This window comes from Metamycoplasma orale ATCC 23714, assembly GCF_000420105.1.
GTDB lineage: Bacteria > Bacillota_I > Bacilli_A > Mycoplasmatales > Metamycoplasmataceae > Metamycoplasma > Metamycoplasma orale.
The window spans coordinates 23,471-36,481 of record NZ_ATUH01000011.1 but is presented as its reverse complement, the minus strand read 5'-3'; the positions used below and the strand labels follow the sequence as shown (position 1 = coordinate 36,481).

At 26.3% G+C, this 13,011-nt stretch carries 12 protein-coding genes; 6 read left to right on the top strand and 6 right to left on the bottom strand.

Annotation, left to right across the window (positions count from 1 at the left end; all coding sequences use genetic code 4):
- On the top strand, positions 1-292 hold a 292-nt coding region (locus F795_RS06805; RefSeq protein WP_022936191.1), incomplete at its 5' end, for an IS3 family transposase.
- A gap of 51 nt (positions 293-343) precedes the next feature.
- Here the strand turns inward: F795_RS06805 and F795_RS0102685 are convergent.
- The 6 genes from F795_RS0102685 to rpoE form a co-directional block, all read right to left on the bottom strand.
- Positions 344-913 (bottom strand): thymidine kinase, encoded by a 570-nt coding sequence (locus tag F795_RS0102685; protein ID WP_022936190.1) that lies wholly within the window; start codon positions 911-913, stop codon positions 344-346.
- A 104-nt stretch (positions 914-1,017) separates the two neighbouring features.
- Positions 1,018-1,719 (bottom strand): ribonuclease HIII, encoded by a 702-nt coding sequence (locus F795_RS0102680; protein WP_040538436.1) that lies wholly within the window; start codon positions 1,717-1,719, stop codon positions 1,018-1,020.
- Positions 1,719-2,678, bottom strand: coding sequence for a Cof-type HAD-IIB family hydrolase (locus F795_RS06800; RefSeq protein WP_022936189.1), 960 nt, complete (start codon positions 2,676-2,678; stop codon positions 1,719-1,721). The genes F795_RS0102680 and F795_RS06800 overlap by 1 nt, the downstream gene beginning before the upstream one ends.
- 123 nt (positions 2,679-2,801) lie before the next feature.
- Complete coding sequence (locus tag F795_RS06795) at positions 2,802-3,581, bottom strand: thermonuclease family protein (protein ID WP_022936188.1); 780 nt, start codon at positions 3,579-3,581, stop codon at positions 2,802-2,804.
- A gap of 12 nt (positions 3,582-3,593) precedes the next feature.
- Entirely contained in the window at positions 3,594-4,055 is a 462-nt protein-coding gene (locus tag F795_RS0102665; protein WP_022936187.1) for a hypothetical protein, read from the bottom strand.
- 188 nt (positions 4,056-4,243) lie between these two features.
- Positions 4,244-4,492: a DNA-directed RNA polymerase subunit delta gene (rpoE, locus tag F795_RS06790; RefSeq protein ID WP_022936186.1), complete on the bottom strand. Its 249-nt coding sequence runs from the start codon at positions 4,490-4,492 to the stop codon at positions 4,244-4,246.
- A gap of 328 nt (positions 4,493-4,820) precedes the next feature.
- Between rpoE and arcA the strand changes: the two genes are divergently transcribed.
- The 5 genes from arcA (at position 4,821) to fusA (ending at position 12,898) form a co-directional block, all read left to right on the top strand.
- Positions 4,821-6,053 (top strand): arginine deiminase, encoded by a 1,233-nt coding sequence (gene arcA, locus F795_RS0102655; protein ID WP_022936185.1) that lies wholly within the window; start codon positions 4,821-4,823, stop codon positions 6,051-6,053.
- Positions 6,054-6,167: 114 nt separating this feature from the next.
- A complete protein-coding gene (locus F795_RS06785; protein ID WP_022936184.1) occupies positions 6,168-9,674 on the top strand; it encodes an AAA family ATPase in 3,507 nt (1,168 codons plus the stop codon).
- A 205-nt stretch (positions 9,675-9,879) separates the two neighbouring features.
- On the top strand, positions 9,880-10,296 hold the full coding sequence (gene rpsL / locus F795_RS0102645; RefSeq protein ID WP_022936183.1) for a 30S ribosomal protein S12: 417 nt from the start codon (positions 9,880-9,882) through the stop codon (positions 10,294-10,296).
- A gap of 28 nt (positions 10,297-10,324) precedes the next feature.
- The gene (rpsG, locus tag F795_RS0102640; protein WP_022936182.1) at positions 10,325-10,795 is read left to right on the top strand and encodes a 30S ribosomal protein S7; all 471 of its coding nucleotides are present in this window, start codon (positions 10,325-10,327) and stop codon (positions 10,793-10,795) included.
- A 9-nt stretch (positions 10,796-10,804) separates the two neighbouring features.
- A complete protein-coding gene (fusA, locus tag F795_RS0102635; protein ID WP_022936181.1) occupies positions 10,805-12,898 on the top strand; it encodes an elongation factor G in 2,094 nt (697 codons plus the stop codon).
- The last annotated feature ends 113 nt before the right edge of the window (positions 12,899-13,011 follow it).

Below are 13,011 nucleotides of genomic sequence, written 5' to 3'. Positions count from 1 at the left end.
TGATCAAGGATGACAATATACTCATGAAGAGTATATAAATTATTTGAAGGAGAAACAAACAATTCAAAGCATGTCAAGAAAAGGAAATTGTTTAGACAATAGTCCCACTGAATGTTTATTTAGTGTTATAAAAAGAGAATTTTGATTTGAAGAAGAAAATAGATTTAAAAGTTTTAAAGAATTTAAAACTGCTTTAGAAAAATATATTTCATATTATAATAATGACAGAATTGTTAATAAATTAAAAGGGCTTAGTCCTGTTCAATACAGGAATAAGTCCAAACACAATTAAAAAGTCCAATATTTGGGGTTCATACCAAAATATATATTGAGTCTTTTTACTTTATTTTTTCTTCATACCTAAATTATGACATTTACGACAACGCGCTTCATAAATATCAATATCGCCTAGCACATTTAGTTCGCTTGAGGCAGACTTTCTAAATGAAGTAGAAGCAGCGTGCTGACAAACTACACAAATAGCTTGAAGTTTAGTTATTCTTTCAGCTATTGCAAGTAATTTAGGCATTGGGCCAAAAGGGCGACGTAAATAATCCATATCTAGACCGGCTACTATTACTAAATACCCTTTATTTGCAAGATCATCTGCTACTTTAACAAGTTCATCATTAAATCAGTGTGCTTCATCAATTAAAATGGCCTTATATTCTTTATTTTTTAATAAATCATAAACTTCTCTAATATTGTTTAATGTATGCGTATCATGTTTAACTCCAGATCTTGAAACAATTTCACTTTCTGAAAATCTACTATCAAATTTTGGTTTAATAACTAGTGGTGTTAATTTTGCATATTCAAGAGTTCTAAGTCTTTTGAGTAGCTCCTCACTTTTTCCCGAAAACATAGGACCGACTATTACTTCAATCATCCCATCATTGAAAACTTTATACATATTTTCCCCTTAATTTATTTATTAATGTAAATTATTTTATCTAATAAATTATTTTATTTTTCAAAAAAATAAAATAAAAATAGACTATCAAGTCTATTTAATAATTAAATTTCTTCAAGGATTTTTTTAGTAGTTTTAAAGGAAACTTTTGCTACTTCATTTAGTTTTTCAATAGAATATGTTTTAATGAATTCTTTACCTTTTTCTATCACCTTATTTGAAGCACCAAGTGGGAAATCAAATTTATAGTTTTTATTTTGTTCTTGCATTGTTTCAAGCAACAAACTTCTTGCAATAATTGAAGCGCAAGCAACAGGAATTGCTATACTTTCTGCTTTAGTAATTAATTCTATTTTTGCATTAGGTTTAGTAATTGAAATTCATTTTAAAGAATTTAATTTATTAAAATGATTTTCAAAAATTTGTTCATTTAAAACATATTGATCGATAAGAACATTTGGTTCTAAACATTCAGGAATAATTTTCAATAAATTATTAATTGAAGAAAAATGAATTAATGTTTTTATTTCATTATTATTTATATTTGCTTTTATTAAGTTGTTATAACCTTTTTGGGTTAATGCAGTTTTCTTTCATTTTACTAATTTTTTAATTTCGGGAGCTATTTGCAAAATATAATTATCAGATAATTTCTTACTATCATTAACTTTAAGTTCTAAAAGTTTGTCTATATTTTGGGGCAAAACAAAACAGGCTACAGAAATTATTGGACTAAAATAATCGCCAACGCCTGTTTCATCAACGCCTATAAAATTATTATATTTGTCTAAAAATTGATTTGTCATTATTTGTTTTCGTTTTCATTAAAGAAATTATCAGCTTTTACAACTTGAAGTTTATCTTCTTCATTGATTCTTCTTTTTTGGCCCATTTTAATGTATTTATCTGGATTCTTTAAAAATGCCTCTAAAAAATATCCTACAGCGCCTTCCTTGTTTGTTTGTTTCATTACAACAGTTGAAAGTTGTTTGATATATGGTTCAGCATTTGCTGGTGCAACTCCAACATTAACAACATCATACATAGTTCCATCATTATATGAGTCTCCAATACAAATAGTATCATCAATGTCAATGTTGTAATATCTCATCATAAGAGAAATTGCTTTTCCCTTGCTTACGCCAAGTGAAGTTATATCAAATATTGGACTTAAACCCTTTCCTTTAGATCATGAAGAAAATTCACCTAAATCCCCATATTTTCTTTTTAAATAAGTCAAAAGTTCATAAACATTTGTATTTAAATTAGCATCAAAAACTATTCCTGTAGGTTTAAGCGGTAATTTATTAAGATCAATATTTACCTTAAATTTAGTAGCTTGGTTAAAACCAAAAACTTTTTCTAAGTTTTCATCTCTATGTTGTAATTGAACTCAGTCAGGCCCTTCAATTGCAAAGTTAGTCATTTCTTTTTTAACTTTTGGGTCTCCTAAGATATAAAGAACTTCATTAAGGTCTAAATAAGAAATTGTTGGTATAAAAAATGGATCTAATGGACTATGTATATGAGCCCCATTATAATTACCAACCAAGGCATTTAAGCCTAATTTTTCATAAATAGGTTTAGTACTTCTTCAAGGACGTCCAGTTATAATTGAAACTATATGCCCTTCTGCTATGGCTTTTTTAATAAATTCTTCAGTTTTTGGATGAATAGTTCCTTCAGCAGAATCTGCTAGCAAAGTACCATCTAAATCAATTGCAAATAAAAATCTTCTTTTATTTACTTCTTTTTCAAGTTTCATAATTTACCTCAAAATATTATTTAATAATGAATTTTTTGTATTAATTATTTATATAAATTAATAATTATTATTTTACCATTAAATCAAATTATTTTCTAATTTTATAGACGACTAAAAAATATCCTATTTAGGATATATTTCAGTATATATTGAAGGATCTTGTCAAATACCTAATTTATTTTTTTTAGCTTCATTTTGAGCATTTTCTATAAATTTGTAATATTTAATATTTTCAGTAAAGTACTTAGATGAAGAATTCAGACTAATGTAATTCATTCTAGCATATCCTTTTCTTACTAATAGGTCATTTGAACATCAAAACTTACTATAAATATCTTTTATATAAATAATTGCAACTATTCTTCAATAATGGTCTGTGATTTCAGATTTACCGTTTCTAGTTTTTTGAGGCACTACATATATTTCTTTTGGGAATATTCCATCATATTCGCTTTTATTTATTATTGAAGTATAAGTTAAATTAGTGGTGTAATTTGTTGCTAATTTGCCAAATTTAAATTGGTTTCCTTGTGTTTCTATTCAATTTCCATCTGCATCTTTTGTTCTGGTTTCAGGCGTATCAATGCCTAAAAATCTATAGTTATTACTATTTTCATCTGTAAATGTATCTCCATCTTTAACATAAGAAACTTTAATTTTATAAGCAAAGTTAGGTTTAAATGTTTTGCTATTGTCTATTTTATATCCATCGACACTATTACTTGAATTTTCTTCTGGTTTAGGTTTATTTGGGTCATTTTTTTCTAAGTCGTGTTTTTCTGGATTTTTAGGATCTATTTTATTATTTAAATTACATTTAATTGACAAAAAAGAAAATGCAACTACATTTGTAGCAAATAAAAATGTAAAATATACTGTTTTTCTTTTTTTGTTTTTTTTCATAATATTTTATTATTAATTTTGATTATATTTTTCTATATCTTTTTTGTGAAACGATTCTAGTCTTTCAAATCTTGGATTAATTTCATTCATTATTTCTTCTTTTAATTTTTTACCAAATTCTGGCAATATATTATTTTTAACTTCGTAAATTATTTCTTCTTTTAATTTTTTACCAAATTCAGGTAATATATCTTCAATTAACAAAGTTTTAAAATTTACAAGAATTTTAAGAGCAAACTTATCTTCATCAAAAGGCTTTTTTATAGGCATATCTTCTTTAAAATTCCTTTCATTGCATAAAGCACACATATAAAAGTTTTCTTTATCTTTCTTAAATACTAATTCTTTGTATTCAATATCTTTAAATTGCGAAATAATTAAAAGAAATTCATTTTTTGTGAGTTTTCTTTCTTTAATTATATCACCCGGATTTTTGTTTGGCGATTTTTTACTATCTTTGTTTTCTTTTTTCATATTTTTTCTTCTACAAATATTTTCATGCTAATTAAGAAAAATATTTCAACTTTGAGACTTTTAAAATTGCCTTCTTATATATAAATATATAAGAAGAAAAAAATAAAAGTCTCAACTTTTTTATGAATAAATTTATTTTTAAAAAGTTAAGACTTATAAAATAAAAAAATAGAGCAATAAGATTTGCCCTATTTAGTTGGTCTCACGGTTGTTCAAGTGCCATCATTATTTCTAAAGAATCTACTATCAATAGTTAATAATTTATAGAACTCACCACGTTTTTTTTCTAATAATTCATTTTCTGAAATATTTTCGCCAGCTTCAAGTTTTCAATTATTTAATAGTTTTTTACTTACTGTTGAAAAAATTTCATCAAATGTCTTAGAAGAATTTCCTATAGCTTCTTTTGCTATATCAATCATAGAAAGATTTTCCATATTTAAATACTCCTTATAAAGCTTTTAGCATAATAAAATAAATAAAAATAAGAGAGAAAAAGTGAAAAATATTTAATTAGATAGTAAAAGTAACAAAATCAGATTGACTAAATAATAAAATAATTATGTTTATGAATAAAGAAACTTCATATAAGAGTATAATTATACTTGTATAGATAGAAACCTTAATAAATAATTTTTATTTTTCGATGTCTTTAACATTTGTAAGACATATGAAATTATATCATAAAAATTATTTATTTAAATAAATAAGGAAATTTATACATTTAAAAATTTACATTTATTTTATATAACGAAAGGAAATTAAATGTCTGTATTTAGCGACAAATTTAATGGAATTCATGTTTACTCAGAAATTGGTGATTTGGAATCAGTTTTAGTACATGAACCAGGAAAAGAAATTGATTACATTACCCCAGCTCGTTTAGATGAACTTCTATTCTCAGCTATTCTTGAAAGCACTGATGCTAGAAAAGAACACAAAGAATTCGTAGAAATTCTTAAAAAACAAGGAATTAATGTTGTTGAATTAGTTGACTTAGTAGTTGAAACATACAACTTAGTAGACAAAAAAACACAAGAAAAATTACTTAAAGATTTCTTAGATGACTCAGAACCTGTTCTTTCACCTGAACACAGAAAAGCTGTAGAAAAATTCTTAAAATCTTTAAAATCAACAAAAGAATTAATCCAATACATGATGGCAGGTATTACTAAATATGATTTAGGAATTAAAGCAGATAAAGAATTAATAGTTGACCCAATGCCTAACTTATACTTTACTCGTGACCCATTTGCATCAGTTGGTAATGGTGTTACAATTCACTACATGCGTTACAAAGTTAGACAACGTGAAACCTTATTTAGCAAATTCATTTTTACAAATCACCCTAAATTAGTAAAAACTCCATGATACTATGACCCAGCAATGAAATTGTCAATTGAAGGTGGTGACGTATTTATTTACAACAATGATACATTAGTAGTTGGTGTTTCAGAAAGAACTGACCTAGAAACTATTACTTTATTAGCTAAAAATATTAAAGCAAATAAAGAATGTGAATTCAAACGTATAGTTGCAATTAATGTTCCTAAATGAACAAACTTAATGCATCTAGACACATGACTTACAATGTTAGACAAAGATAAATTCTTATACTCACCTATTGCAAATGACGTATTTAAATTCTGAGATTACGATTTAGTTAATGGCGGAAGCAACCCAGAACCAGTTGTAAATGGTCTTCCTCTTGATAAATTACTTGAATCAATTATCAACAAAAAACCAGTTTTAATTCCTATCGCAGGAAAAGGTGCAACCGAAATTGAAACCGCTGTTGAAACACACTTCGATGGTACAAACTACTTAGCAATTAAACCAGGTGTTGTTGTAGGATATTCACGTAACGTAAAAACAAATGCTGCGTTAGAAGCAAATGGAATTAAAGTTCTACCATTTAAAGGTAATCAATTATCTCTTGGAATGGGAAATGCTCGTTGTATGTCAATGCCTCTTTCACGTAAAGATGTTAAATGATAATAACTTATTAAATTTTCAAATTTAATATATAAGCAAAAAAAGATGCTCTTTAAAATGAGCGTCTTTTCTTTTTATATAATAAAAAGAAAAATAGTATATAATTTTACATGCATTATGAAAAAAATACAAAATACTTTAAATTTACCAAAAATTTCAATCGAACAACAAAGAGTTGTTGATTTAATTTCAAATAAAAAAAATGTAATAGTAAATGGTTTTCCTAATTCAGGTAAAACATATTCTATTTTTTACATTTTAGAAAACTTTAAAAATAAAGCCAAATTATCAAACAAAAAAGTTTTAATCTTGACCTTTAATCATGCAATAAATCAAAATATTAAAAATAATATTGAGTCTTTTGATTTAAATAAAAATAATAGTGTTGATGTATACACTATTTATGGTTTTATGCATTATTTATCTGATAATAAATTCCCGGGTAATAATGATTTAAACAAAACTAATGAGTTTCTAGCTGAAACTAATTTTAATAAAAACAAGTTATGCTACGATTTAATAATTATCGATGAATTTCAAGATATAAACGATACTATGTTTGATAGTATTAAAATTATTTTAGAAAACAATAAAAAAACATGTGAAAATAATGATTTTAATGTTTGCCTAATCGGTGATAAAAATCAAACTATATTTGCCTTTGACGAGTACAATGCTTCTGACTATCGTTATTTGATGTATGCAGATAAAATAATTAACTTTAGAAATAAACCTGTAATGGAAAAATTTGAAACAGTTAATTTTACTGTGACTAAAAAATTGCCTAGAAAAGTTGGGGAATTTATTAACGAAAACACAAATCTTTTAGAAAAAGTTAATGAAAAAATTATTTGTGATGAAGGTTACATTAAAGGATTTTTTGATTATTGAATATATGAAAATGAAAACCTTTTATTTAACAAAATGTTGAGTACCATTAGTGATTTTCAAAATAAAGAAAAGAAAATAGGTATTGTATTATTTAGCGATTTATATGATAAATCAAATCAAATTTATGAAAAATATTATCAATTTATAAAAAAATACAATTTGAAAAATGTTGAAATATTTAATAATTATACGATAAAAGGAATTAATAAAGATATTATCTTTGTTATGGATTTTGATAATCGTCTTTTTGAAGCAAAATCAAATAAATTAAAAAATGAATTTATTAATAACCAAATTTATGTTGTTTTAACAAGAGCATATGAAAGAACAATTGTTTGTCAAAAATATACCAATAAAATTTGTTCAATTTTTAAAGATTCTTTTTTAAGTACATATAATGAATTTGAATATATTGGCAATGAAAAAGTTATTAAAGAAACTTTTTTAAGCAATAACAAATTATCTAACATTAAAGATGACCTTAAGAAAAACAATGATAATTATTGTGTAACTGAATTATTAAAAAATAATAATTTTTCAGAATCAATTTTTGATAAAAACAAAAAAATCGTCTTAAGAGAAAAACAAAGCAGTTCTAAAAATGAAAACGCTTTTTTAGATAATATAGATGTCCAATTGCCAACAGAATTACTTGAAATTTTTAATGTTCAAGAAATGTCTGCTAATAGTTTAATTGGTAATTTCATTGAATCAATTTTTAGTAATCCTAATGAACTTTATAAACAATTTGATAAAAAAGAAAATGCTGCAGAAAAAATGTTTAATTTTTATAAAAAATTAATTAATAGTCAAAGAAATAGTGAACTTAGATTATCTTATTTTGAATGATATACTAATGATATCCATAATTCAATTATTAAAATCTTAAAAGATAAAAATATTTCAACTAATAACTTTGAAATTGAAAAAGAACTAAGTACTAAGTGATATTTATCAAAAACTAAACAATGTAATTTAAGCGGTCGTGTTGATTTTATAGATCATGAAAATAAAACTGTTTGAGAATTTAAATATGTTAATGATCTTAAACCAAAACACTTGCTACAAGTTTTAATGTATAAATTTATGATTGAAAATGAGATTGAAAACAATAAAAATACTTTAATTGATAAAAAACTTCTCAATTATAAATATAAAGTTTTAAATGTTAAAACTGGTCAAGAATTTCTTATGGATTATAATAACTATGAATATTTTGCAGAAAAAGTTTTAAATGAATTAGTAAATGATTTTATTAATACTAAAATGTTAAATAAAAATACAAAAGAATTTATTGAAAACCATCAAATAAATATAACTTCAAACTTATGCAATCCATATGCAATTTTAAATATGGAATATTGTGATAACCGTAAGCAAAAAAGATATAGTGTTGTTCAACTTTCTATTATTTTAACTAATGGACAAACTATTTTAGATGAATATCATACATTTATTAGACCGCCAAGAGAATGTGAATTTAATGCTTCAAGAGTTTTGGGCTTATATAAAATTTCAAAAGAAAATATTCAAAATCAAAGATTATTTATTACTGAATGAAATGAAAGAATTAAAAATATTTTCAATAAAGCTCAATTCTTTGTATTTCAAAATATTGCAACACATATTTCCTTGCTTAAAGAAGTAAATAGATATTATGGACTTGGAATGCAAAACATATCATATTGTAGCTTTTCAAAACTTATGTCTAATTCTACTAACATTGAAGATAAATTATTGAAAAAATTAGTTGCTACTAAATTAGATAAAAGAATTGCTAATGAAATTAATGCAGAAGCTGCTGAATATGAAAATAACTATACCTCTAATATAAAAACTAGAATTATTTATGAAGTTCTTAAAAAAGAAACTAAGAATATTCCGTTATTAGATTATATTTTTAATAATTATAAATTCAATTTAATTGAATTTGATAATTCTGAACCCGCTATTTATAATCCTAAATTAGATCCCGAAACATTTGATAAGAATGAGTTTAAACCACTTGCATTTCTTAAAAATGATGAAGTTATTACTAATACTACGCTTTTAGCTAATTTAGAAAACACTAACACTGCTAATATTGAAACTAATAATGATAAAAATGTTCAACTTGAGAAAGTTAAAGAAAAGCCTTTACCAATTGTTGTTGTAGAAAAGCCTATTGCAATAGTTACAAAATCTGAGCCATCTGAACCAAAAGTAATAATAAGTGATAGAACTATAACAATTGATCAACCAATTTTAAAACCTAAAAAAGAACAAGTAGAGCTAGTATATATTAAAGAACCTCAAATTACTCCTATATCAAGTAAAACTAATGAAGTTGTTGAAATAAACTATGCAAGACCTACAACTACAATAATAGTTAAAGAACAATTTGAAGAACCAAAAGTAGCACAAAATAAATCTGAAGAAATTTTTGTTAAGCCTTCTGAAACTACTTTTGAAAATATAAATAATTCTCAAGATGATTTTGTTGAAACAAAGAATATTAAAAATCAAAATGAAGATTCTGAAGTTCTAAAAGAAGAAGATAAAGAAATTGTAGATTCTATTGTTTCAATTAATGATAGTAAAGAAACTAGCATAGATAAAGAAAATAAACCAAATGAAGAAAATGATAAACCTATAAACAAGAAAAAACTATTTCCTTATTATATAGCTGGTTTAGCATTAATATTAGCAATTTGGGCTATTATTACTATTGCTGTAGTTTGTGCATTTATTTAGTTATATTATTTTAAAGTCGCATTAAAAAATGCGATTTTTTAATTTAAATAAAAAAATAAAAAATTTTATGCAACACCGGCTAAGTTGTTGTATAATACTAAAGTATTTTTTATAAATTTATTTATTAACTATATAAAAAATATTAATTAAATATCTTTAAATATATGCAAATATACAATAAAAAATTAGGAAAGGAATTTATTAAATGCCTACAATTAGTCAATTAGTAAGTAAAGGACGTACACCAAAAAAAGCAAAATCTAGAGTTGTTGCTTTAGGTACAATGTTCAATACTTTGCATAAAAAAGAAACAAAAATTCCTAGTCCATTTAAACGTGGAGTATGTACTCGTGTTGGTACAATGACCCCTAAAAAACCTAACTCAGCTATTAGAAAATATGCCCGTGTTAGATTATCAAATGGACAAGAAGTTACAGCTTATATCCCAGGAGAGGGACATAATCTACAAGAACACTCAGTAGTATTAATTAGAGGCGGTAAAGTTAAAGACTTGCCCGGAGTTAGATATACAATAGTTCGTGGAACTCAAGATGCAGCCGGCGTTGAAAAACGTAAACAAGGTCGTTCTATTTATGGAACAAAAAAACCTAAGGCTAACTAATAAAAGTTAAATATAAGGAGAAAAAATTATGTCAAGAAAAGCAAAAACACCAGTTAGAGATGTGTTGGCAGATCCAATATTTAACTCTAAAACTATTACTAAATTAATTAATACTATTATGTTAGATGGTAAAAAATCAGTTGCAGAAACTATTTTATATAATGCATTTGATTTAATAAAAGAAAAAACCAAAAAAGAACCTTTAGAAGTGTTTAATTTAGCAATTGAAAATATTTCACCTCAACTTGAAGTTAGATCAAGAAGAGTTGGTGGTTCAAACTACCAAGTTCCTGTTGAAGTTAGTTCAAAAAGAAAACAAACTTTAGCACTTAGATGATTAATTCAATATGCTCGTTTAAGAAATGAAAAAACAATGGAAGAAAGATTAGCAAATGAAATTATTGACGCTTCTAATAAAATGGGTGGAGCAGTCAAGAAACGTGAAGATACTCACAAAATGGCAGAAGCCAACAAAGCATTTGCTCACTTCAGATGATAGGTTTAGATTATGGCAAGAGAATATAAAATTGAAGACTATAGAAATATAGGAATTATGGCTCATATTGATGCCGGAAAAACTACAACCACTGAACGTATTTTATACCACACTGGTAAAATACATAAAATTGGTGAAACACATGAAGGTGCTAGCCAAATGGACTGAATGGTTCAAGAACAAGAAAGAGGTATTACTATTACTTCTGCTGCAACTACAGCATACTGAAATGGTAAAAGAATTAATATTATCGACACCCCAGGTCACGTTGACTTTACTGTTGAAGTTGAAAGATCACTTCGTGTACTAGATGGTGCTGTTGCAGTACTTGATGCTCAATCAGGCGTTGAACCTCAAACAGAAACTGTTTGAAGACAAGCAACAAACTATAAGGTTCCAAGAATTGTTTATGTAAACAAAATGGATAAAGCCGGTGCTAACTTTAAAGCATCTGTAGAATCACTTAGAAAATTATTAGGTGCTAATGCACATCCAATTCAATTAAACATTGGCGAAGAATCACAATTCAAAGGTGCTATCGACTTAGTTGAAATGAAAGCATATGAATTTGATGGTCAAGTTGATGAAAATTACAAAGTTATTGAAATACCTTCTCATTTAAAAGAAGAAGCTATCTTATTAAGAGCATCTTTAGCAGAATCAGTTGCTGATTATGATGAAGAAGTTATGAACTTAATTTTAGAAGAAAAAGAAGTTTCTGCTCCTATTTTAAAAAGAGCAATTAGAAAAGCTACTTTAAGTGCTCAATATTTCCCAGTTGTTTGTGGAACAAGCTTTAAAAATAAATGTGTTAAATTAATGTTAAATGCAGTTGTTGATTATTTACCTTCTCCTGTTGATATACCTCCAATGAAGGCATACCAAGGCGAAAAAGAAATTTCAATACCTGCTAGTGATGATGAATATTTTTCATCACTTGCCTTTAAAGTTATGAACGACCCATATGTTGGTAACCTAACTTACTTTAGAGTTTATTCAGGTATTTTAACAAAAGGTTCATATGTATATAATTCAACTAAAGGTGAGCGTGAAAGAATTGGTAGAATTATTTTAATGCATGCTAACTCAAGAACTGATATTGATGAAGTTAGAACAGGAGACATCGCTGCTGCTGTTGGACTTAAAGCAACTACTACTGGGGATACATTAATTGATGAAAAACATAAGGATGTTGTTTTGGAAAACATGGTTTTCCCAGAACCTGTTATTAATCAAGCGCTTGAACCTGCTTCAAAAGATGCAAGTGAAAAGCTTTCTATTGCTTTACAAAAATTAGCAGCTGAAGACCCTACATTTAAATACTGAACAGATGAAGAAACAGGACAAACTATTATTGCAGGTATGGGAGAATTACACCTTGATATTATTTGTGACCGTCTCAAAAGAGAATTTAATGTTGCGGTTAATGTTGGTGCACCTCAAGTTTCATACCGTGAAACTATTACTAAATCTGCCGATATTGAAGGTATGCATAAGAAACAATCTGGTGGTAAAGGTCAATATGGTCACGTATGAATCAAATATGAACCAAACCCAGACAAAGGATTTGAATTTGTCGACAAAATTGTTGGTGGTAAAATTCCTAAGGAATATATTAAGTCAATTGAAAAAGGACTTAGAGAAAAAATGCAAATTGGTATTTTGGCTGGATATCCTATGATTGACGTTAAAGCAACATTATTTGATGGATCATACCATGAAGTCGACTCATCAGAACTAGCATATAAAATTGCGGCTTCTAAATCTCTTACCAAAGGTAGAGAAGTATTAGGAACAGTTTTATTAGAACCTATTATGGATGTTGCTGTTGTCGTTCCTGAAGATTTCTTTGGGGATGTTATGGGTGATATTTCAAGAAGACGTGGACAAGTTAGAGATAACGAAACTAGAAATGATGGAGCGCATGTTATTAAATCATATATTCCTCTTTCAGAAATGTTCGGATATGCAACTGAACTTCGTTCAATGACTACTGGACGTGGTACTTACCAAATGTGATTTGATCACTACGAAAAACTTCCAAGAAACTTAGCTGAAGAAATAATTAAAAAACGTGGTGGAAAAGTTGCAGCTGATGAAGATTAATATAAGCAATTAACTATTATAAAAACTAAAATACAAGGCAATAATTAACCTTGTATTTTTATTTATTTTACTTGCTTAATTTTTTTCAGTAACCACGCCAAAATTATTTTAAA